Source organism: Rhodococcus sp. CH91 (genome assembly GCF_022554085.1).
GTDB lineage: Bacteria > Actinomycetota > Actinomycetes > Mycobacteriales > Mycobacteriaceae > Rhodococcus.
This window is the reverse complement of sequence record NZ_JAKFYR010000007.1, coordinates 129,756-151,589: the sequence shown is the minus strand read 5'-3', so window position 1 is coordinate 151,589 and position 21,834 is coordinate 129,756. Positions and strand designations below refer to the sequence as shown.

The following is a 21,834-nucleotide window of genomic DNA, read 5'->3' as shown; positions in this document are numbered from 1 at the left end:
CGGGTGCGTGAGCGCACCTGCCTCTCATCGGCCCTGTCACCGGGCAGGGCGACTCCTCGGTACGTCCCGAAACGGGGTGCCGGGGTCGTGACCGTATTCACGGGGCATGCCCAGGACGCGCTCGCTGATGGCGTTGCGCGCCATCTCCGTCGTGCCTCCGGCGATACACCACACCTGACGCATCAACTGGTCGACACCACGCTCGGCGACCGCGCCGTCGGCGTCGTCCCAGGCGGCCCCGTTGGCGTCGGTGAACTCGTAGGCGATGGTGACCAGCCGGCTCTCGACGATCCCGGACATCAGCCGCGCGATACCGGCTGTCTGATCCGACAGGGTGCGCGCAGCGATTCCGGACGAGATACGCTCTCCCACAGCGTTCTTGACGAGCTCGAGCATCCGCGCTTCACCCAGCAGGTCGCGGGCGACGGGATCGTCGAGCCTGCCCGCGTCGCGTGCGACCGCGAACAGTTCGGGCATACGGGATCCGCCGCGGGCCGTTCCCGCGGGAATGGTCGTGTACGGCGAATTCAGATACATGCGCTCGTGGAACATCCAGCGCGTACCCACGGTCCAGCCGTCGTCGACCTCGCCGATCCGGTAGGAGTCGGGGATCCGCACCTCGGTGAGGAATTCCTGGCAGAACTCCTTCGAGCCGCTGAGCATCTCGATGCGGTGCACTTCGACACCCACCTGCCGCAACGGAACCATGAAGACCGTCAGTCCCCGATTCTTCGGCACGTCCCAGTTGGTGCGGGCCAGGCACAACGCCCAGTCGGACCACCACGCTCCGGTCGTCCAGATCTTCGATCCGTTGAGGATCCAGTCGTCCCCGTCCCGCACGGCTGTGGTCACCGCCCCGGCGACATCGGAACCTCCGCTCGGTTCGGACAGCATCTGCATCCACAATTCCTCGCCGCGGAGAATGGCCGGGATGTGTGCGCGCTTCTGCTCCTCGGTACCGAATTCGAGCAGCACCGCTGCGCACGGCACGAAGGTGGGCACCTGCAACCGGGAGGGATATTCGTAGCCGGCGAGTTCCTCGTCGAGCGCCCGCTGGTGGGCGCGCGTCAGGCCCCGGCCCCCGTACTCGGTGGGGATACGGATGCCCGCGAGACCGGCGTCGAACATCGCGCGCTGGATGTCGCGTTCCCGCTGCACGGCGGCGAGTTCCTCCTCGTCGGAGGCTTCTGCGCGCAGTACCCCGACGCCGACGGCGGGATCGGAGCGTTCGAGTGTGGAGTGGATCCATGCGCGGGCCCGGAGCCGGAATTCCTCCACGGACTCGATGTCCCGCTCGGGGGATGCTGCGACCGTCATCGGGTGGCCTCCTGGAGTTCGACGATGCCGGCGAGCCGCGACCGATGCTCGGCCGGCGTTCCGTGATTCGCACGGCCGGCAGCGGCGCGGCGGGCGAACAGGTGCAGGTCGTGTTCGTAGGTCACACCGATCCCGCCGTGGATCTGCACGCAGTCCTGGATCAGTTCCCCGCCGTAATCTCCGACGAACGCTTTCGCGGCCGAGACGAGTTCGGCAGCGTCGGCGCTGTCGCGGGCCACTGCCTCGGCAGCGCGGTCGGCGATGGCGTGCGCGCCCTCGAGCCACGACTTCATGTCGGCGAAGCGGTGCTTGATCTCCTGATAGGACGCCAGGGGCCGGCCGAAGGCGTAGCGGTCGAACGCCCAGTCGAGTGTGAGATCGAAGGCCGCCTGCAGCGCACCGACGGTCTCTGCACAGGAGACGACGAGAGCGGTGCGCAGGGCGTGTTCGGCGTCTCGCGCGCCCTCTGCCACTCCACCCAGGGCGGCCGCAGCGGGAACCCGGACCTCACGGAACTCGACCGTCGCGTACCGGCGCGTGACGTCGATGGAGTTCAGGGGCGTCACCAGGACACCCGGCGTGTCGCGGGGCAGCAGGAGGTTGGTCCTCGCGTCCCCGGTGCGGCCGGTGACGAGGAGCAGATCCGCAGAGACCGCGGCTTCGACCGGCCGTGCGGTGCCGTCGAGGACGAGGTCCGCTCCGTCCACCCGGATCTCGACCGGAGGAGACGCCGCGCGACTTCCGGGTCTGGTCTCCGCGAAGCACCAGGCCGCGGTCGACGTGCCTGCGATCAGCGCGTCGAGCGCGTCCTGGTGTCCGTCCGGATGACGTCCGAGCAGTTCGGCGACGACATTGGTGGGCCCGAGCGGTCCGGGAGCGGCGTGCCGGCCGAATTCGTAGGCGAGCAAGGTGAGGTCGACGAGTCCGAACTCGCTCAGCGAGCCCCCGCCGAGCGCCTCGTCCACGAGTAGACCGGTCCATCCGAGTTCGGCACCCGCGCGCCAGTATTCGGGTCGGAAGCCTGCGGGATCGTCTCGTAACCTGCGGACTTCTTCGACAGGAATCCGCTCGTCGAGGAAGCGCGCGGTGGTCTCTCGAAGGAAGGCCTGATCGGGACTCGGATCGAGCAGCATGCATACCCTTTCGCGTGCGGCCGAGATGTGGCTCTCAATACAGAGAACACTATTCTCGAAAAATGCGAAAGGGTATTCTTCGGTCCGGTGGTGGTGACGCGGTGGGGACTCAGCCCAGTGGAGTGCCGCCGACACCCCAGTTCTCCCGGGGGATCTCGGTGATCGTCACCCACACGGACGACGGATTACGGCCCGCGGCCTCCGCATAGGCACGCGTCACGGCAGCGATCACCTCGGACTTCTGTTCGTCGGTGAGGCCGGGAGTCTGGCTGATCTGGATCAGAGGCATGCGGGCATTGTCGCAGCCCGCCGCGACTACTCGGCGCTCGGCTGCGCGGCGAGCAGGACGTCGGTGTCGAAGCAGGTGTGCGTGCCGGTGTGGCATGCCGCACCCACCTGATCGACCACCAGCAGGACCGTGTCGCCGTCGCAGTCGAGACGCACCTCGTGCACGTACTGCGTGTGCCCGGAGGTCTCCCCCTTGACCCAGTACTGCTGCCGCGACCGGGAGTAGTAGGTGGCCTTGCGGGTCGCGAGAGTGCGGGCGAGCGCCTCGTCGTCCATCCACGCCATCATGAGGACCGCACCGGTGGACCGCTCCTGCACGACGGCCGCGAACAGGCCGTCGTCGTTGCGCTCGAGACGTTCGGCGATCGCCGGATCGAGAAGCGCGCTCATCGGACCGTGATTCCTTCCGCGCGCATCGCGTCCTTGACCTGCGGAATCGTCAGTTCACGGAAATGGAACACGCTGGCCGCGAGGACGGCATCCGCACCCGCCTGCACGGCAGGAGCGAAGTGTTCGACGGCCCCGGCGCCACCGGAGGCGATCACGGGCACGTGCACGGCCTCACGGACCGCGGCGATCATCTTCAGATCGAAACCGGCCTTGGTGCCGTCCGCATCCATGGAATTGAGCAGGATCTCCCCCACCCCGAGCTCCTCGCCACGACGAGCCCACTCGACCGCGTCGATCCCGGTGCCGCGGCGACCTCCGTGGGTGGTGACCTCCCAGCCGCTCGCGGTCGGTTCCTGACCGGCGGGAACGGTGCGCGCATCGACGGACAGCACGATGCACTGCGATCCGAACCGCTCGGACATCTCGCGCAGCACGTCGGGCCGGGCGATGGCGGCGGTGTTGACCGAGACCTTGTCGGCGCCGGCACGCAGCAACCGATCCACGTCCTCGACCGTGCGCACGCCGCCCCCGACCGTGAGCGGGATGAAGACCTGCTCGGCGGTGCGGGTCACGACGTCGAGCATCGTGCCGCGGTCACCGCTCGAGGCCGTCACGTCGAGGAAGGTCAGTTCGTCGGCGCCCTGCTCGTTGTAGAGGGCGGCGAGTTCGACCGGATCACCCGCATCACGCAGGTTCTCGAAGTTGACACCCTTGACCACCCGCCCCGCGTCGACGTCGAGGCACGGGATGACCCGCACGGCCAGTGTCATGTTCGATCTCCTTCGGAACCCAACTGTTCGGCGACGGACTGCTCTGTCGCCGATTGCACGATCTCCAGTATCTCGCGGTGCACTCCCGGGGCCGCAGCGACCACCGATCCGGAACCGATCCGCCACGGCTCACCCCCGAAATCGGTGGCGATTCCCCCGGCAGCCCGCACGAGCGCCACACCCGCCGCATTGTCCCAGGGATGGTGGCCGAACACCACGGCACCGCCGATCGCACCTGCCGCGGTGTATGCGAGGTCGGCACCCGTCGAACCGTGCATCCGCAGGCGCGCGACCCGCCGGCTCAGCTCGGTGATCACGGCCAGACGCCGGGTGCCGGGGACGCGGCCGCGGCTGTCGATGTCGAAGCTGCCCACAGCGATCATCACGTCCTCGAGCCGGGCGGGCCGCAGCGGCTCGGCGGGTTCACCGTCGACGAGCAGGGGTCCGGCAGCGATCCCGGCGAAGCGCTGATTCGTCAACGGCAGCCAGGTCAGCCCGAGGACGGGTTCACCGTTCTCGACGAGCGCGAGCAGGATACCGGCCATCGGCAATCCGGCGGAGTAGTTGATCGTCCCGTCGATCGGGTCGAGCAACCAGACGGTGCCTTCGTCCGCGGACGGGCCGCCGAACTCCTCGCCGTGCACCGCGATGCCGGTGCGCTCGGTCAGAGCACCGGAGATGCGCCGTTCGAGTTCGAGGTCGAGGTCGGTCGCGAAGTCGTTCGGCCCCTTGTCGACGGACCGTGGCGCTCCGTGGCCGGCGACGAAACGATCCGAGACCTCGTCGAGAACACCACTCGCGACGGCGAGCAGTCTGGTCAGGTCTGCGGGATCGGCCATGGGTCAGCGGGAGACGGCGTCGAGCGCCTCGGTCAGCGTGAATCGCCCGGCATACAGCGCCTTGCCGATGATCGCCCCTTCCACGCCCTCGTCGACGAGCGTCGCGATGGCACGCAGGTCGTCGATCGTCGAGACGCCTCCGGATGCGACGACCGGCGCGTCGGTCGCAGCGCACACCTCCCGGAGCAGGTCGAGATTCGGGCCGGTGAGGGTGCCGTCCTTGGTGACGTCGGTGACGACGTACCGCGAGCAGCCGTCGCGTTCGAGACGCTCGAGCACCTCCCACAGATCGCCGCCGTCGGAAACCCAGCCGCGACCACGCAGCCGCCACTGGCCGTCGAGGAGTTTCACGTCGAGACCCACGGCGATCCGGTCGCCGTGTTCGCCGATGACGCGCGAGCACCACTCGGGGTTCTCGATGGCCGCGGTGCCGAGATTCACGCGGGCGCAACCGGTCGCGAGGGCCGCGGCCAGGGTCGCGTCGTCGCGGATCCCGCCCGACAGTTCGACCTTCACGTCGAGTTCGCCGATGACACCGGCGAGGAGATCACGATTGTCGCCACGTCCGAACGCCGCGTCGAGGTCGACCAGGTGGACCCATTCGGCTCCGGCGTTCTGCCATTCGAGGGCGGCGTCGCGGGGCGAGCCGTAACCGGTCTCGCTGCCCGCCTCTCCCTGAACGAGGCGAACTGCTTCACCGTTGGCGACATCGACTGCAGGCAAAAGGACCAGGCTCACTGCGCCTACATTAATGCCTGGCCCGGTGACGACGCCAAACGCGGGGGGATGGCGTCGAGAGCGCGGGAGGTCGCGGTGTCGTGACCTCTGTAGCCGTCGACGCTCCCCTCGTAGAGCACGGTGCCGCCCCGTCGCCCGGGACCGGGACCCAGGTCGACGATGTGGTCGGCGTGCCGGATCACATCGGTGTGATGCTCGATGACGACGACCGTGTGCCCGCGTTCGACGAGATCGTCGAGCACCCGCAGCAGCACCCTGATGTCGTTCGCGTGCAGCCCTGTGGTCGGCTCGTCGAGCACGTACAGGGCCGGTCCGTCCGCCCGTCCGAGTTCCCTCGCGATCTTCACCCGCTGGGATTCACCCCCCGAGAGCGTGTCGAGCGACCGGCCGAGACGCAGATGGTCCAGACCGACGCCGGCGAGTGTGCCCAGCACCCGCACGATGTCCGGATGCGCCAGCTTCTCGAGGGCCCGGCCGACCGTGAGGTCGTCGACGTCCGCAATCGACAACCCGTTCACCGTGTAGCCGAGGACCTCCGCCGTGAAGCGACGGCCGTGGCAGGTGCCGCAGACGACCTCGTGGCCGTCCATGAACGCGAGGTCGATGTGCACGACGCCGGCTCCCCTGCACGCCGGGCACGCACCCGCCGAGTTCGCGCTGAACAGGCTAGCCGGCACACCGTTGTGTTCGGCGAACATCCGCCGCAGGGCGGGTGCGATGCCGGTGTAGGTGATCGGGGTGGAGCGGCGGTTGGCGCTCACCGGCCGCTGGTCGATCACCGTGGCGTCGTGCTGGTCGACGAGTTCGGCTGCAAGACTGGACTTTCCCGATCCTGCCACGCCGGTGAACACCGTGAGGACGCCGGTGGGGATCCGCACCGTGACGTTCCGGAGGTTGTTGCGGCACGCATCGGCGATCGTGAGACGACCGGTCGCCTCACGGGCGCGGCGACCGGGGTCGACGTCGCGCCGCAGCGATCGGCCCGTGGGGGTGTCGGCCTTCCGCAACCGGTCGAAGGTGCCCTGGAAGACCGGACGGCCACCCGACGAACCTGCACCGGGACCGATCTCGATCACCTGGTCGGCGCGGGCCATCACGGCCGGATCGTGTTCGACGACGAGCACGGTGTTGCCGCTGTCGCGGAGCCGTTCGAGAAGCCCGATCATCGACTCCACGTCGGCGGGATGCAGACCGACCGTCGGCTCGTCGACGACGTAGGTCATCTCCGTCAGGCTCGATCCGAGGTGCCGGACCATCTTGATCCGTTGCGACTCGCCGCCCGACAGTGTGGTGGTCGGCCGGGCGAGCGCGAGATAGCCGAGGCCGATCGTCACCATCGCCTCGAGCCGGCCCACCAGCGCGGACACCACCGGCGCGGCGCGCTCGTCGTCGATCGTGCGCACGACCTCGAGCAATTCGGTGATCTCGAGGCGGGACAGCTCCCCGATCGTGCGGCCGCGAAGGGTGACCGCCCGCGCGGCCGCGTTCAGCCGTTCCCCGCCGCAGTCCGGGCACGTCTCGGCGCGGGTGAAGCGCCGGATGACCTCCTGTTTGCGTTCGGAGAGGTTGTCGGAGGTATGCAGGTGGATGCGCTCGAACCTCTCGACGACGCCCTCGTAGCCCTCGGGCGGTCTGTGGCTCAGCGCCGCCGCGGCCTCGCCGCCGTAGAGCAGCGCCTTCCGTTCGGCGGGGCTCCACTCGCGCAGGGGGGTGTCCGCGTCGAAGGAGCCGATGTCGGCGTACTGGGAGTACCAGTACCCGCCGTTGCCGAATCCGGGCACCAGGATCGCGCCCTCGGCGAGGGACCTGTCGAGATCGAGGAACCTCTCGACAGCGCTGACGACGATCTCGCCGAGCCCGGAGCAGGCCGGGCACATTCCCGTGGGGTCGTTGAACGAGAAGCGGTTCGACTCCCCGAGAACGGGCGTGCCCACCCGGGAGTACAGCAGCCGCAGATAGGTCCAGGTATCGGTGATGGTGCCGACCGTCGAGCGGGCGTTGCCGCCGAGCCGGCGTTGGTCGACGACGATCACCGGCGTCAGACCGTCGATGTGGTCGACGTCGGGTCGTGTCCATTTCGGCAGGCGGTTGCGCGTGAACGGCGGGTACGTCTCGTTGAGCTGGTAGCCGGCCTCCGCTGCGATCGTGTCGAAGACCAGCGACGACTTGCCGGAGCCGGACACCCCGACGATCACCACGAGCCGGTTGCGCGGGACGGTCAGATCGATGTCGGCCAGATTGTGGGTGCGGGCGCGGCGGATCGTGATGGCGCGGCCTCGCACCGTCGCCTCGGTTGTCGTGACGGTGGTGGTCATGAGTGCGACGCTACGACCGGTTGCGGCCGGATCCTGACCGCAACCGGTGGGAGGATGGCGGCATGGCGGACGTCACCGAGCGGATGCTCGCGTTGTTGTCGATCCTGCAGACCGGACGCGCGATCGGCGGGGACGAGCTGGCCCGGCGGCTGCAGGTGAGTCGCCGGACGCTCCGGCGCGACGTCGACCGTCTGCGCGGCTACGGATATCCCGTCGAAACCCGTTCCGGGCCCGGTGGTTTCTACCGTCTCGGATCGGGACGCTCGATGCCGCCGCTGGTGCTCGACGACGACGAGGCCGTCGCGGTGCTGCTGGGGCTCGGCACTCTCGCCGCGGCCGGACCAGCCGAAGGAGGACTGGACGACGCCGCGACCCGCGCCTACGGCAAGCTCGACCAGTTCCTGCCTGCGCGGCTGCGCCCGCGGGTCGCGGCCGTCCGCAGTGCGGTGGAGACGAGTGCGCTGCAGGCTCCCAGCGTGTCGGCAGAGCTGCTCGGCACCGTGGCGGAGGCGATCGCGCGGTGCGACACGCTCACCTTCGACTACGTCGACGCGCAGGGCTCGCCGACCTCTCGCCGGGTCGAGCCGTACCGGCAGGTCCACCACCTGTTGCGGTGGTATCTCCTCGGATGGGACGCCGACCGCGAGGACTGGCGGGTCTTCCGTCTCGACCGCGTGCGGGACCTGCTCCGCACCGGCCGGCGTTTCACGCCCCGCTCGCTTCCCGCCGGGTCCGCCACGGAATACCTGCGCCGGGGACTCCGGCAGGGCCGGACACCGGTGCACCTGAACGTGGCGGCCCCGGCCGCCCGGGTGGCCGACGCGCTGAAGTACCAGGACGCCGAGATCCGCCCGGCGGGTGACGACCGGACCGAGGTGCACCTCGCGGTGGAGTCGTGGCAGTGGCTCGTCCTGGTGCTCGCCACCCTCGACGCCGATGTCCGGATGCTCGCGGACCCGGAGGTCGTCCGAGCCTGCGCGGTGTTCGCCGACCGTCTGCGCGACGCAGCGGAGAACACCGTCGTCCTCTCCGAGGACGGCGCGAGGTGAATCAGGGCACGGCCGGTACGAGAAGATCGTCGGACGAGAACAACGCGTCCGAGATCTCGTCGCACAGGCGATGGAATTGCGGGGTGCGCTTGATCTCCGGCAGGCGCGGGCGTGGCAGGTCGATCTCGAAGTCCGCGCGGATGCGGCCCGGCCGCGCCGACATCAGCAACACCCGGTCGGCGAGGAAGACGGCCTCCTCGATCGAGTGCGTGATGAGCAGCGTCGTCGTCGCGCGGCGGGTCCAGATCTCCTGCAGCAACCCGTTGAGGTTCTGCCGGGTCATGTCGTCGAGCGCACCGAACGGCTCGTCGAGCAGCAGGATGTCCGGTTCGGACACCAATGCCCGGGCGATGGAGGCGCGCTGACGCATACCGCCCGAGAGGTGGGCGGGACGCGCGTCGGCGAAGTCACCGAGCTCGACGAGCCGGACGAGTTCGGTGACGAGCTCGGGGTCCGAGCGGCCGGCCGCCGCGAGGGGCAACGCGACGTTCGCGGCGACCGACCGCCACGGCAACAGGGCCGGGTCCTGGAAGGCGATACCGACACCGTGACGGCGGCGCACGACGTCGGGGTCCTCCCCTGCGACCCTCACGCTCCCGGCGGTGGGGGCGTCGAGGCCGGCGAGCATGCGCAGCAGAGTGGACTTGCCGCAGCCGGACGGCCCGACGACCGCGGTGAACGAACCGGGCGGGGCGTCGAACGAGATGTCGGTGAGGGCCTCGACGGGACCGGTACGGCCGTCGAAGAACTTGTGGACCGCCGAGACGGAGATGCCCGGGGTGCTCTGCATGTCAATCTCCCATCCGTGCCAACACCCAGGACTCCAGGGCGGTCACGATCGTGTAGGCGGCGATCATCGTCAGGGTGCACACCACGACCGCCGCCCACAGCTGGTCGTAGGCGAAGGTGGTGGTCGAGCGCAGCATCAGGTAACCGAGACCGGTTCCGGTGGCGAGCCATTCGACGAGCAGGGCACCGACGACCGCGGCCGGAACCGCGATCCGCGCGGCGGCGAGCAGCGCGGGCAACGCGGCGGGGACCTGGGCGCACAGGAAGGTGCGGGTCGCGCTCGCGCCGCTCGCGGCGAACACGTCGGTGACGCTGCTCGGCACCGCCCGCACAGCGGCCAGCGTCATGACGAGCGTCGGGAAGAAGGTGACCGCGCCGCAGATCGCCGCGGCCGTGAACAGCCCTCGCCCGAAGACGATCATGAAGATCGGGGTGAAGACTCCGAGGGGCACCGACTGCAGCACGATCGCCGGGGGCATCGCCACGTATTCGAGGGCCGGGAAGCGCACCAGCACCGCGACCAGCAGCAATGCCGCGGCGGTGCCGGCGAGGTATCCGACCGCCGCGAACGAGAGGGTCTGCCCGAGCGCGTCGAACACCACGGCACGGTGTTCCGCGGCGCGGTCGCCGGTGACGAGGAACTCGGCGACGTCCGCGGGTGTCTTGGCCACCATCGGACTCGGTTGCAGCAGCTCGACGGCCGCCCACCACACCGCGAAGGTCACCGTCACGGCGGCGGCGAGTCCCCCGACCACTCCGAGGAGGCGTCGCCATCCGGGCACGGTCCGGGCGGCCGGGCCGAAGGTGACCGAGGCGGTGGACACGGTGGCGGCCCACGGTGAGGTCCACCGGTTCACCGATGCCGGAACGGCGTAGGCGATGCCGGCCACGGCGGTCGCGGCGAGCGCCAGCGCCCACGTCAGCGGCACGTTCAGCTGCTGCTGGGCGGTCATCATGGCGGGGCCGAGACCTTCGGAGCCGCCGAGATATTCGCCGATGATCGCGCCCAGAACGGCCGCGGGGCCGGCGATGCGCAGGCCTGCGAGCAGGCTCGGCAGGCCGGCGCGGATGCGGGCGAAACGCAGTTCGGCGCCGAGCCCGCCGCCGGTCGCGCGCACGACGTCGAGCACCGTCGGGCTCACCGCGCGCAGACCGACGACCGTGCCCACGACGGTGGTGAGGACGACCCCGAGTGCGGAGATCACAATCTTCGGGGTGTCGCCGTCGAGGAGGACGTACAGCACCGGCCCGATCGCGAGAGCGGGCAGGAACGACACGACGGCGGCCAGCCTCAGGACGGACGCCTCGAGTCGCGGCACGAGGAGCACGAACACCCCGAGCGCCACCGCGATCGCGTTGCCGGCGAGCCAGCCGAGCGCGGCGACGCGTGTGGTCGACAGGGTGTTCGCCGCGATGAGATCACCGTGGTCGACGACGGAGCCGAGCACGGCGGCCGGGGTCGGGATCAGGGCCGGACGGGCCACGGCGAGCAGGGTCCACACGAGCAGCAGTCCCGCGAAGCCGAGTGCGCCGGACACGAGCCGGCGGTCCGGCCGGAAGCGGATAGCTCGCCGGACGGGTGGCGCGCTCGGGAGACGCGCCGGTGTCACCGGACCGGCGGCGACGGTGTTCATCCGTCGATCGCGACGTCGGCGAGCGCCGTCGCGAGGTCGGGTCGCGCGTCGTAGACCTCGGCCAGCACCGACAGGTCGAACAGGTCGTCGGCGGAGATGTCGAGGCCGGAAGCGGCGAGGGTCGCGAGGTTCTGGGCGACGAGATCGTCGGTGACGGTCATCAGGCCGGAGCTGCGGGTGTCGCCGGCGACGATCAGGCCGTTCTGGATGCGGGCGATGTCTGTCTGGACGGCGAGGTCGAGGCCGAGATCGGGGGCGTAGGAGTCGACGGTGATCGATGCGGCACGTTCGGGGTCGGTGATCGCCGCGATCCATCCTTCGATCTCGGCGGTGAGGCACTTGACGAGGTCGGCACGCCGCTCTCCCGACAGGGTCGATTCGTCGGCGACGTACACCTGTGCGACGAGCGGGTAGCCGTTGTCGGCGAGGAGCAGCGTCTCGACGTCGTAGCCGGCGGCGGCGAGCGTGACAGGCTCGTTGGTGACGAAGGAGAACCACCCGTCGACCTCCCCCTGGGTCAGCGGCGAGGGATCGAACTGGACGGGCACGGTGGTCACCGATGCCGGATCGATGCCGGCTCCTTCGAGGAAGGCCGTCCACACGGTCTCGTTGACGGCCTGCACGCCGATGGTGCGGCCGACGAGATCCTGCGGAGTCCGGATCGGTGCGCTCGCCAGGGACGTCACGGCGTACGGGTTCTTCTGGTACAGCGCGCCGACGATCTTCACCGCCGCTCCCCCGTTGAGCCGGGCGGTGGCGACCTGGTCCGGTGTCGAGGCGACACCGAGCAGTGCCTTGCCGACCCCGACGTCGAGGGGTGTGGGTGTCGCGGTCGGGCCGCCTTCGATCAGCTCCACCCGCTCGATGCCCTGAGCGGCGTAGAAGCCGTCGGTTATCGCGAGGTAGGTGCCGGCGAAGGACACCGAGTGGGTGTAGGACAGCCGGAACGCGACGGATCCCGCGCTGCCGGCGGCGCTGCTGCCGCCGCCGGAGCAGGCGGTGAGCAGCGTGGATCCGGCGCCGAGCAGAATCAGTCCGCCGAGGGAGCGGGCAAGGAACGCACGTCGGGGCATGGTCGTCACGGGATGGACTCCTGGGGAGAACCGCCGGGCGGGGCGACCGGCGGTGGGACGGGGGTGGGGCGGGGGTGGGGCGGGGACATCTCAGGCGGTGAGACCGACGACCTTGTACTCGAGATACTCACCGGAGTGCACCGGTTCGTGGGCGGGTGGGGTGACGGCGTCGGTGCACGAGGGCAGGCACTCGATGACCGCGGACCAGTTGGGGGTGTGGAAGAACGGCATCGAGATGCGTTCGCGGTCCCACTTCTCCGGCGGCGGGGGCAGGATCCGGTGGTGGGTGGAGACCCAGCGGTTGTTGGTCCAGATCGCCATGAGGTCACCGATGTTCACGACGAACGAGTTCTCGATGAACGGCACGTCCACCCACTCGCCGGTGGACCGGTCGACGACCTGCAGGCCGCCCTCCTCGTCCTGGTACAGGATCGTGAGGGTGCCGGAGTCGGTGTGCGGAAACTTGCGGAACTGCCCTTCCACCGGGGGCGTGGTGAGGGGCGGGTAGTAGTTGGCGCACAGGTTGGTGAGGTGGTTGTCGAACAGTCCGTCGAAGTAGTGCTCGTCGAGTTCGAGGCCGAGCGCGAAGAAGCGCATGACCTCGAGGGCGAGGTGTTCGAGTTCGCCGTAGTACTCGAGCCAGGCCGGGCGGAAGTCCTCGAGGCCGGCGAGGTCGGGCCAGCGGTTGGGTCGCGTCCACACCTCGGCGCCTTCGGCGAGTTCGGCGGTGTCGGCCACGCCGGGCTCCCCCGCTCGGTTCATGGTGAACAGCTCGCACAGGTCCGGCGGCGAGTCGAGGCCGGTCGCGAGACCGTCGGCGCTGGCACCGTCGCGTCCCTTCGTGCTGACGCGGCCCTCGTGGAACAGGCGCAGGCCGCGCAGGGTCACGTCGCCGGGAGGTGCGGCGAGGTGACGGCGCTGCTCGAGGGGCACATGGAAGAAGCGACGGGTGGCATCGAGGACCCGATCGATGAGGCCACGGTCGATCCCGTGACCGGAGAGCACGAAGAACCCCGAGGTGCGGCAAGCCTTGTCGAGGGCACGGCCGACGGCGGCGCGAGCCTCGGGGTCTCCTGTGAGGGCTTGCGACAGGTCGATCCGGGGGATGTATCCGTCGAGGAGGACCGGGGAGTCGACGACGGATGCGGAGGTGGGGCTGGCTTTCGTCACTCGTTCATCGTTGGGCACGTCGATGACGAATATTGTTGCGTAGATTAACTACAGGTAACCGGTTTGTCCGATTCCGTACCGGCTGCGTTACGGCACACGCGGGGCGAGCTCGGTTCGGCGCGTCAGGTTCCGGGACGGTCGCCCTCGGCGGGACCGAAGGCGCGGCGGGCCGATCGCGTCGACACCACGCCCATGGCCACGACCGCCGCCACGATGCCGACGAGTGCGATGACGAGCCCGACGACCGGCGTCGGCCGGACCGCCACCACGACGATCGCGGTGACGAGCAGCACGACGGTCGCGGCGCCGACGGACATCAGCGCGTGACGGCCGAAGGAGAACTCCTTGCTCGGCCGGCCGCGCCGCGGGGCTGTCACAACGAGTTGACCCAGTTCTGCAGCAGCTGTGCGCCGGCGTCGCCGGACTTCTCCGGGTGGAACTGGGTGGCCGAGAGCGGACCGTTCTCGACGGCAGCGACGAACCGGCTGCCGTGCTCGGCCCAGGTCACCTTCGGCGGTGCGAGCCGCTCCGGATCGTCGAGCTCCCACGTGCGGGCGGCATAGGTGTGGACGAAGTAGAAGCGGGTGTCGGCGTCCATCCCGGCGAACAGGACCGAATCGGCGGCGGCTTCGACGGTGTTCCAGCCCATGTGCGGCAGCACCGGCGCGTCCAGACGCTCGACCGTGCCCGGCCACTCCCCGCAGCCCTCGGTCTCGATGCCGTGCTCGACGCCACGTTCGAACAGGATCTGCATGCCCACGCAGATACCGAGCACGGGCCGGCCACCGGCCAGCCGCGTTCCGATGATCTTCTCGCCGCCGACACCGCGCAGGCCCTTCATGCACGCGTCGAACGCGCCGACCCCGGGCACGACGAGCCCGTCGGCGGCGAGCGCGATCTTCGGATCCGCAGTGACCTCCACGTGGACGCCGGTACGGGCGATCGCCCGGGTCGCGGAATGCAGATTGCCCGAGCCGTAGTCCAGGACGGCGACCGTGGTTGCGCTCATGATCTCGATTCTATGCGGTGGGACGTGGACGTTCCGACGGGCCGGCCAGTCGGGCGAGCAGCGGCAGGGTCGGCACCAGGACGGCGGCGACGGCGAAGGCCGTCGGATATCCGGAGGCCGCAGCCACGGCGCCGAGGGCGAAGGAGCCGGCACCGGTACCGGCGTCGAAGCCGATGTTCCAGGCGGCACTCGCCGATCCGGCGTTCCCTGCCCCGGCTCGGCGGAAGGCCACGAGCAGTGCCTCGTTCTGCACGACACCGAAACCGAGACCGAAGCACAGCGCGGCACCGATCAGGAGGGCCGCTCCCCCTCTGCCGTCGGCGACGAGCGCGAAGGGAACCATGGCCAGCGCGGCAGATCCGAGACCGACCGGCAACATCTTGCCGGCACCGATCCGGTCGGCCACCGATCCCGCCGCGTACCGGCCGACCAGCGAGGACGCACTCAGCACGGCCAGGGCGGCCGCCACCGGCAGATCGGCGACCGCGATACTCAGCAGCGAGGTGAGCCCGCCGTAGGCGATCGCACCGGCACCGACCGCCGCCAGCGGGAACAGCATCACGAGCGGTGGCACCTTCGGCCCGCTCCGTGCCTGCTTGGCCGACAGTCGTGGAAGGCGGATCGCCGCGAAGAGCCCGGCGGACGAGACGAGAGCACCGAGGACGAAGACCGGCGTGGTGGAGAACCGCTCGGCGATCGCCAGGCCCGCGGGCAGTCCGACGGTCTGCGATGCGGCGATCGCGATTCCCAGCATGCCGGTGGCCCGCCCGAGCAGCCGGGACGGGGCCAGTTCACCGACCAGCGCCGCGGAGGCGACGGTGATCATGCCGAAGCCGATGCCCCGGAGCGCAGAGGTTCCGAGCACCGCCGCCGGAGCAATGGATGCGAGGAACAACAGCGAGGGTGGGCCGAGGAACAGGCATCCCGTCACGAGGGTCGCGCGGTGACCGAACGCCCGCAGCAGCCGCGGCATCGCGAGCTGGGTGAGGACGGTGGTGAACATGAACACCGCCGTGACGGACCCCGCGAGCGTGTCGCTGCCGCCCTCCTCGGCGATCGCCCAGGGCACGACCGGCAACAACAGCGAGAAACCGCCGAAGGCCGCGGCGGATGTCGACCATGCGGGAATCAGTCCGCGGACAGCGAACAGTCCTTGCCGTTCCCCCACGTCAGAGCAGCCGAACGATGCCGGCGATGCCTGCGAGCACGGTCAGTGCCAGCAGGACGCCCGCGAACAGCGTGTTGCGCGCCTTCCACATCGACCAGGTTCCGCCTGCTGCGATTCCGGCGACGATGAAACACAGATAGGTGATGACGACGTCCACGGACTAGAGACTGCCCTTCGTCGACGGCACACCACTGACCCGGGGGTCGGGTTCGACAGCCTCGCGCAGCGCGCGGGCGACGGCCTTGAACTCGGCTTCGGTGATGTGGTGCGGGTCGCGGCCGTAGAGCACCCGTACGTGCAGGGCGATGCGGGCATGGAATGCGAACGACTCGAAGACGTGCCTGTTGATCACCGTCGAGTACGGCACACCGGGATAACCACCGATCACCGAGTGCACCATGTAGTCGGGTTCACCGGTGAACACGCAGTAGGGGCGGCCGGAGACGTCCACGGAGGCGTGGGCGAGGGTCTCGTCCATCGGGATGAAGCAGTCGCCGAACCGGCGGATGCCGCGCTTGTCGCCGAGCGCCTGACCGAAGGCCTGCCCCAGCACGATCGCGGTGTCCTCGACGGTGTGGTGGGCGTCGATCTCGACGTCGCCCTGGGCCTGGACGGTCAGGTCGAAGCAACCGTGCTGCCCGAGGGCGGTGAGCATGTGGTCGTAGAACGGGATACCCGTCGAGATGTCGGTGCGGCCCGTGCCGTCGAGATTCACCTCGACGGTGATGCTCGATTCCTTCGTCGTGCGTTCGACGCGCGCGATGCGGTCGCTCATCTGGATGCCTCGATTTCCGTGGCTGCGAGCTTCTCGCTCACCCGCAGCAACTCGTCGTTCTCGTGGGTCAGGCCGATCGTGGTGCGGAGATAGCCGGGGATGCCGACATCGCGGATGAGCACGCCTTCGTCGAGATAGCGCTGCCAGGTGGCGGCGGAGTCGGCGAAGCGACCGAAGAGGATGAAGTTGGCGTCGGAGGGGATCACGTCGTAGCCGAACCGGATGAGTTCCGCCGCGACACGGTCGCGCTGGGCGGCCAGTTCCGCGACCGATGCCAGGGTTTCGTCGGCGTGCCTCAGGGCGGCGCGGGCGGCCGCCTGGGTGACGACCGACAGGTGGTAGGGCAGGCGCACGAGCAGCAGCGCCTCGATCACCGCGGGGGCGGCGGCGAGATAACCGAGCCGTCCACCGGCGAAGGCGAATGCCTTGCTCATCGTCCGCGAGACGACGATCTTCGAGGGGTACTCGTCGATCAGCGACAGAGCGCTCGGCTGCGAGGAGAACTCGACGTAGGCCTCGTCGACGATCACGATGCCGGGTGCGGCGTCGAGGATCACGCGCAACTGATCGAGCGGGATGCTGTGCCCCGTCGGATTGTTGGGGCTGGTGACGAAGACGACGTCGGGCCGTCGCTCACGAACCGCCGCCGCCGATGCCTCGACGTCGAGCGTGAAGTCGTCGCGCCGGTAGGTGGGCAGCCACTCGGTCTGCGTGCCGTCGGCGATGATCGGGTGCATCGAGTACGACGGCACGAAGCCCATCGAGCTGCGTCCGGGGCCTCCGAAGGCCTGCAGGAGCTGCTGCAGGATCTCGTTGGAACCGTTTGCCGCCCAGACATTCTCGGCACCGAGTGAGACACCGGACGCCTGGCTGAGATAGGCGGCGAGGTCGGTGCGCAACGCGACCGCGTCACGGTCGGGATAGCGGTGCAGCTGCGTGGCGGCCTTGCGGACCGCCTCGGCGACGTCGTCGACGAGGGCGCGGGTCGGCGGATGCGGGTTCTCGTTCGTGTTCAGCTGCACCGGCACCGTCAGCTGAGGGGCGCCGTAGGGCGACTTGCCGCGCAGGTTCTCGCGCAACGGGAGATCGTCGAGGGTGATCCGGGCACCCGGAACGGTCGATTCGCTCACTTCAGTGCCTCGAATCGCAGTCGCACGGCCTCGCCGTGGGCGGGCAGGTCCTCGGCGTTCGCCAGGGCGATGACGTGACCGGAGACGTCCTTCAGGGCGGCTTCGGTGTATTCGACGACGTGGATGCCGCGCAGGAAGGTCTGCACACTCAGCCCGGAGGAGTGCCGCGCACAACCGGCGGTGGGCAGCACGTGGTTCGAACCGGCGCAGTAGTCGCCCAGCGAGACCGGCGCCCACGGTCCGACGAAGATCGCACCCGCAGAGCGGACGCGGGCGGCCACCTCGGAGGCGTTCTCGGTCTGGATCTCGAGGTGCTCGGCCGCGTAGGCGTTGACGACCTTCAGTCCCTGCTCGAGGTCGTCGACGAGGACGATGCCCGACTGACTGCCGGACAGCGCCGTGGCGACCCGCTCGCGGTGCTTGGTGAGCTCGAGCTGGGCGGCGAGCGCGGCGTCGACCGCATCGGCGAGTTCGGTGCTGGTGGTCACGAGCACCGAGGCGGCCATCACGTCGTGCTCGGCCTGGCTGACGAGATCGGCCGCGACGTGCACCGGGTCGGCCGTGTGATCGGCGAGGATCGCGATCTCGGTGGGGCCGGCTTCGGCGTCGATACCGACGACTGCGCGGCACAACCGCTTGGCGGCGGTGACGTAGATGTTGCCGGGGCCGGTGATCATGTCGACCGGGGCGAGTTCGCTGCCGTCGGTGTCGGTACCGCCGTAGGACAGCAGGGCGACGCCCTGCGCGCCGCCGACGGCCCACACCTCCTCGACCCCGAGGAGTGCTGCGGCGGCGAGGATGGTCGGGTGGGGCAGCCCACCGAAGTTCTTCTGCGGCGGGGACGCGATGACGAGCGATTCGACGCCGGCGGCCTGCGCCGGGACCACGTTCATCACGACCGAGGACGGATAGACGGCATTGCCGCCGGGGACGTAGAGGCCGACGCGCTCGACCGGCACCCACCGTTCGGTGACGGTGCCTCCGGGCACGACCTCGGTGGTGACGTCGGTACGCCGCTGTGCGGCGTGTACGACCCGTGTGCGGTCGATGGCGACCTCGAGTGCCGCCCGTACAGCAGGGTCGAGTTCGGCGAGTGCCCGGTCGAGTTCGGCCACGGGGACACGCACCGAGGCGGGGCGGACACCGTCGAACTTCTCGCAGTAGTCCAGGGCCGCGTCGGCGCCGCGGTCGCGCACGTCCTCGACGACGGGACGGACCTGATGGAGCACCGCATCCACGTCCACTCCGCCGCGGGGCAGTGCGCCCCTCAGCTCCGCAGTGGTGGGAGTACGACCGCGCAGGTCGGTGCGGGCAAGCATGAGGTGTCCTCTCTCGCAGAACAGGGATCGTCCCCCATTATCCGCGATGACCGTCCGAGTCTCGTCGCGCACTCCCTCGACGGGCCCTCGAACCACCGTCGGCCGACCTACGGGGCGGGACCGTCGGCAGGCTACGCGCCCCCTCCGCGGGGCCCCGGCCGGCCCGACGCCCACCGGTATTCGCCGGAGCGGGATGCACGAGGCGTCCACGAGGTGGCCGGTGCGCGGCGGAGGTGCTCGCCGAGCACGACCCGGACGGTAGTGAGCATTGTCACACCGGGCCGTGGCCGGGCTCTTCGGGCGATCGGTCGCCGGTGCCGACCCCGAGACGGGCGCCCGCGGCCTTGTAGAGGTCGACGACGGCCGCGCGGAGCCCCGCCCGATCGGTGACGGGCTCGATCCACGGGATCCGCACCGCCTGGTCGCGACCGTCGACGACCACGCTCCACTCCCCTGCCCGGCGATCCACGCCCGTCATGCGCGCCCCGGTCGCGCGGGGTTCCGCGAAGGCGCGCACGATGAGCAGGCTGTCGGCGGCATGATCGTCGTTCATGTGGGCGGTCACAGCCGCCACGACGTGGCTGTCGAAGTCGGTCACGGCCGCCCAGCCTAGCCATCACCGGCGCCCGGCACCGCGTTCGGTCCCGGACTCCGTGCAGGCCCGTCATCCGACGATGCGACGCAACGACTCCCGGCATTCGCGATACACGTCGACGGGATCCCGGTCGATGCCGGCGACTGCGAATTCCCCCCACCTGTCCCAGGTCGTACGCCACACGGTGACCGCCAGTTCGGCGAGCAGACGCACCATCGTGGGATCCGCCTCCGCCGCCTGCTCCGCGATACGTTCCCGCAGCCGGCCGGCGAGCGCCTTCTCCTGAGCGGCGGCCAGGGCCTGCAACTCCGGATGAGCCGCGAGCAGGAGCGCCACCCGTCTGTGCTCCTCGAGTTCGGGATCGCTGCCGCGGCCCACGACCTTCTCGGTGGCGCGTTCGATCGCGTGAAGAATCTCGGCCGGTTCGGCACCGGTGACATCGAGCCGCTCGATCATCGAGAACAGGCGTCGCTGCCCCGGCAGGGCGGCCTGCTCCTTCGAGGTGAAGTAACGGAAGAAGGTCCGGGAGGACACTCCCGCACGGTCGGCGATCTGCGCGACCGTGGTCTCCCGCACCCCGCGCTCCTCGAACAGATCCAGTGCGGCGCGGTGAATTTCGTAACGGGTGTCGAGGCGTCGGCGCGCGCGGAGATCGCGGGGCAGGTCGTCGTCGGTCGCGGTCATCGGCACCCCTTCGGTCGATGCGATCTCGCACACATCGGTTGTTTGTCAGCTTACGACAAATTGTCACAATGTGACACAGTGCGGGCTCGTCCATCCGCGAGAAAGGTTCCGATGACTGACGTCCGACAACGGGAAGACCTCCCGGCCGGTGACGCTTCGGGCGAGGGCACCACCTCGACCCGGACACTGACCACCGTGATCGGCGTGCTGGTATTCGCCGCACTGCTCATGATCCTCAACGAGACCGTGCTCAGCGTCGCGTTACCGCAGCTGATGCAGGACTTCTCGGTCACCGCATCCACCGCCCAATGGCTGACCACCGGTTTCATGCTCACCATGGCCGTGGTCATCCCTACCACCGGCTTCATGCTGCAGCGGTTCACGACCCGCACCCTGTTTCTGGTCGCGATCACGTTGTTCCTGGTGGGTACCGCGCTCGCCGTGGTCGCGCCGACCTTCGCGATCATGCTGCTCGCACGCATCGTCCAGGCCGCCGGCACAGCCGTCGTCCTGCCGTTGCTCATGACCACGACGATCTCGGAGGTGCCCGTACAGCACCGGGGCACCGTCATGGGGCTGAACTCCGTCGTCATCTCGGTGGCACCCGCCGTCGGGCCGACGCTCGCCGGTATCGTCGTCGACGCCCTCAGCTGGCGGTGGCTGTTCGGCATCATGCTCGTCCTGGGCGTGCTCGTGTTCGGCGCGGGCTTCTTCTTCGTCCGGATCCGCAGCCTCACCCGTAACGCCCCACTGGACGTGCCCTCCATCGTGATCTCGGTGTTCGCCTTCGGCGGCGTGGTCTACGGCCTCGCGAACATCGGCACGCTCGTCTCCGAGGGTGCCCTCACCCCGGTGGTCTCGCTGATCGTCGGCATCCTCGCGCTCGCACTGTTCGTCACGCGGCAGCAGAAGCTGGCACAGAACGGTTCCGCGCTGCTGGACCTGAAACCGTTCACTTCCCCCACCTTCCGGGTCTCGGTGGGCATCGTGGTCGCCTGCATGGCGACGATGCTCGGCACCGTGATCGTGTTGCCGATCTATTTCCAGTCGGTCCTCGGCCTCTCGGTCCTCACCACCGGCCTGCTGCTCCTGCCCGGTGGACTCGTACAGGGCGTGATCTCCCCGATCGTCGGCAGCCTGTACGACAGGGTCGGCCCGCGGCCGCTCCTCGTCCCCGGCGCGCTCCTGCTCGCCGGCGGGCAGTGGTCGCTGACGCAGATCGGCACCGATACCGCCGTCGGTCTCGTCGTCGCGATGCACGTGATGTTCTGCATCGGCATGGCGATGCTGATGACCCCGCTCATGACGCTTTCGCTCGGTTCGCTGCCTCCCCGCCTGTACGGCCACGGCAGCGCCATCATGAACACGCTCCAGCAGCTCGCCGGTGCCGCGGGCATCGCGGTGCTCGTCGCCGCCATGACGATCGGCGCCGAGAAGGCGGGCGCCCCGAGCGAGGCCGGAGCGCTCGCGTCCGGCATGCAGACCGCCTTCGTGGTCGGCGGATGCATCGCGCTCGTCGCTGTCGTCCTGGCACCGTTCGTCCGTGCCCCGGGAGATCGTTCGACACCCGAACCCGTCGACGCATGATCACGTCGGTGCCGGCCGGGAGCGGCGTCCCCGCCGGCACCGGCGTCGCGGCGACCGGCCGG

23 protein-coding genes are annotated in these 21,834 nt (G+C 69.6%); 2 read left to right on the top strand and 21 right to left on the bottom strand.

Going from position 1 to position 21,834, the window contains the following annotated elements; all coding sequences use genetic code 11:
* Positions 1-36: 36 nt before the first annotated feature.
* The 8 genes from MOM01_RS15170 to MOM01_RS15135 form a co-directional block, all read right to left on the bottom strand.
* A complete protein-coding gene (locus MOM01_RS15170) occupies positions 37-1,317 on the bottom strand; it encodes an acyl-CoA dehydrogenase family protein (protein WP_241386248.1) in 1,281 nt (426 codons plus the stop codon).
* Positions 1,314-2,450, bottom strand: coding sequence for an acyl-CoA dehydrogenase family protein (locus tag MOM01_RS15165; protein WP_241386247.1), 1,137 nt, complete (start codon positions 2,448-2,450; stop codon positions 1,314-1,316). The genes MOM01_RS15170 and MOM01_RS15165 overlap by 4 nt, the downstream gene beginning before the upstream one ends.
* A gap of 109 nt (positions 2,451-2,559) precedes the next feature.
* Positions 2,560-2,739, bottom strand: a complete 180-nt coding sequence (locus tag MOM01_RS15160) for a tautomerase family protein (protein ID WP_241386246.1) — start codon at positions 2,737-2,739, stop codon at positions 2,560-2,562.
* Between the two features lie 26 nt (positions 2,740-2,765).
* Positions 2,766-3,128: a phosphoribosyl-AMP cyclohydrolase gene (gene hisI, locus MOM01_RS15155; RefSeq protein WP_241386245.1), complete on the bottom strand. Its 363-nt coding sequence runs from the start codon at positions 3,126-3,128 to the stop codon at positions 2,766-2,768.
* Positions 3,125-3,898: an imidazole glycerol phosphate synthase subunit HisF gene (hisF, locus tag MOM01_RS15150; protein ID WP_241386244.1), complete on the bottom strand. Its 774-nt coding sequence runs from the start codon at positions 3,896-3,898 to the stop codon at positions 3,125-3,127. Before hisF ends, hisI begins: the two co-directional genes overlap by 4 nt.
* A complete protein-coding gene (locus MOM01_RS15145; RefSeq protein WP_241386243.1) occupies positions 3,895-4,737 on the bottom strand; it encodes an inositol monophosphatase family protein in 843 nt (280 codons plus the stop codon). Before MOM01_RS15145 ends, hisF begins: the two co-directional genes overlap by 4 nt.
* Before the next feature lie 3 nt (positions 4,738-4,740).
* Positions 4,741-5,475 carry a bifunctional 1-(5-phosphoribosyl)-5-((5-phosphoribosylamino)methylideneamino)imidazole-4-carboxamide isomerase/phosphoribosylanthranilate isomerase PriA gene (gene priA, locus MOM01_RS15140; RefSeq protein ID WP_241386242.1) on the bottom strand — a complete coding sequence of 245 codons (735 nt, stop codon included), beginning with the start codon at positions 5,473-5,475 and terminating at the stop codon, positions 4,741-4,743.
* 5 nt (positions 5,476-5,480) lie between these two features.
* Positions 5,481-7,790, bottom strand: coding sequence for an ATP-binding cassette domain-containing protein (locus MOM01_RS15135; RefSeq protein ID WP_241386241.1), 2,310 nt, complete (start codon positions 7,788-7,790; stop codon positions 5,481-5,483).
* A gap of 62 nt (positions 7,791-7,852) precedes the next feature.
* Here MOM01_RS15135 and MOM01_RS15130 point away from each other — a divergent pair, with 62 nt between their 5' ends.
* Complete coding sequence (locus MOM01_RS15130) at positions 7,853-8,839, top strand: helix-turn-helix transcriptional regulator (protein WP_241386240.1); 987 nt, start codon at positions 7,853-7,855, stop codon at positions 8,837-8,839.
* 1 nt (position 8,840) lies between these two features.
* On the opposite strand, the gene MOM01_RS15125 is transcribed toward MOM01_RS15130, so the two are convergent.
* From MOM01_RS15125 to MOM01_RS15065, 13 genes are all read right to left on the bottom strand, one after another.
* On the bottom strand, positions 8,841-9,629 hold the full coding sequence (locus MOM01_RS15125; protein ID WP_241386239.1) for an ABC transporter ATP-binding protein: 789 nt from the start codon (positions 9,627-9,629) through the stop codon (positions 8,841-8,843).
* A gap of 1 nt (position 9,630) precedes the next feature.
* On the bottom strand, positions 9,631-11,262 hold the full coding sequence (locus tag MOM01_RS15120) for an ABC transporter permease (protein WP_241386238.1): 1,632 nt from the start codon (positions 11,260-11,262) through the stop codon (positions 9,631-9,633).
* Positions 11,259-12,335 (bottom strand): ABC transporter substrate-binding protein, encoded by a 1,077-nt coding sequence (locus MOM01_RS15115; RefSeq protein WP_241386365.1) that lies wholly within the window; start codon positions 12,333-12,335, stop codon positions 11,259-11,261. The genes MOM01_RS15120 and MOM01_RS15115 overlap by 4 nt, the downstream gene beginning before the upstream one ends.
* Positions 12,336-12,425: 90 nt before the next feature.
* On the bottom strand, positions 12,426-13,505 hold the full coding sequence (locus tag MOM01_RS23350) for an isopenicillin N synthase family dioxygenase (RefSeq protein ID WP_241386237.1): 1,080 nt from the start codon (positions 13,503-13,505) through the stop codon (positions 12,426-12,428).
* Between the two features lie 122 nt (positions 13,506-13,627).
* Positions 13,628-13,882, bottom strand: a complete 255-nt coding sequence (locus MOM01_RS15105) for a hypothetical protein (protein WP_241386236.1) — start codon at positions 13,880-13,882, stop codon at positions 13,628-13,630.
* Positions 13,879-14,514, bottom strand: coding sequence for an imidazole glycerol phosphate synthase subunit HisH (hisH, locus tag MOM01_RS15100; RefSeq protein WP_241386235.1), 636 nt, complete (start codon positions 14,512-14,514; stop codon positions 13,879-13,881). Before hisH ends, MOM01_RS15105 begins: the two co-directional genes overlap by 4 nt.
* A gap of 10 nt (positions 14,515-14,524) precedes the next feature.
* Entirely contained in the window at positions 14,525-15,682 is a 1,158-nt protein-coding gene (locus tag MOM01_RS15095) for an MFS transporter (RefSeq protein ID WP_241386234.1), read from the bottom strand.
* A gap of 1 nt (position 15,683) precedes the next feature.
* Positions 15,684-15,839 carry a hypothetical protein gene (locus MOM01_RS15090; RefSeq protein WP_241386233.1) on the bottom strand — a complete coding sequence of 52 codons (156 nt, stop codon included), beginning with the start codon at positions 15,837-15,839 and terminating at the stop codon, positions 15,684-15,686.
* 3 nt (positions 15,840-15,842) lie between these two features.
* A complete protein-coding gene (hisB, locus tag MOM01_RS15085; protein ID WP_241386232.1) occupies positions 15,843-16,457 on the bottom strand; it encodes an imidazoleglycerol-phosphate dehydratase HisB in 615 nt (204 codons plus the stop codon).
* Complete coding sequence (locus tag MOM01_RS15080; protein ID WP_241386231.1) at positions 16,454-17,587, bottom strand: histidinol-phosphate transaminase; 1,134 nt, start codon at positions 17,585-17,587, stop codon at positions 16,454-16,456. The genes hisB and MOM01_RS15080 overlap by 4 nt, the downstream gene beginning before the upstream one ends.
* A complete protein-coding gene (gene hisD / locus MOM01_RS15075; RefSeq protein ID WP_241386230.1) occupies positions 17,584-18,906 on the bottom strand; it encodes a histidinol dehydrogenase in 1,323 nt (440 codons plus the stop codon). Before hisD ends, MOM01_RS15080 begins: the two co-directional genes overlap by 4 nt.
* A gap of 271 nt (positions 18,907-19,177) precedes the next feature.
* Positions 19,178-19,504 carry a DUF2470 domain-containing protein gene (locus tag MOM01_RS15070; RefSeq protein ID WP_241386229.1) on the bottom strand — a complete coding sequence of 109 codons (327 nt, stop codon included), beginning with the start codon at positions 19,502-19,504 and terminating at the stop codon, positions 19,178-19,180.
* A gap of 66 nt (positions 19,505-19,570) precedes the next feature.
* Entirely contained in the window at positions 19,571-20,185 is a 615-nt protein-coding gene (locus MOM01_RS15065) for a TetR family transcriptional regulator (RefSeq protein WP_241386228.1), read from the bottom strand.
* Between the two features lie 111 nt (positions 20,186-20,296).
* On the opposite strand from MOM01_RS15065, the gene MOM01_RS15060 reads away from it, so the two are divergent.
* Entirely contained in the window at positions 20,297-21,772 is a 1,476-nt protein-coding gene (locus tag MOM01_RS15060; RefSeq protein ID WP_241386227.1) for an MDR family MFS transporter, read from the top strand.
* The last annotated feature ends 62 nt before the right edge of the window (positions 21,773-21,834 follow it).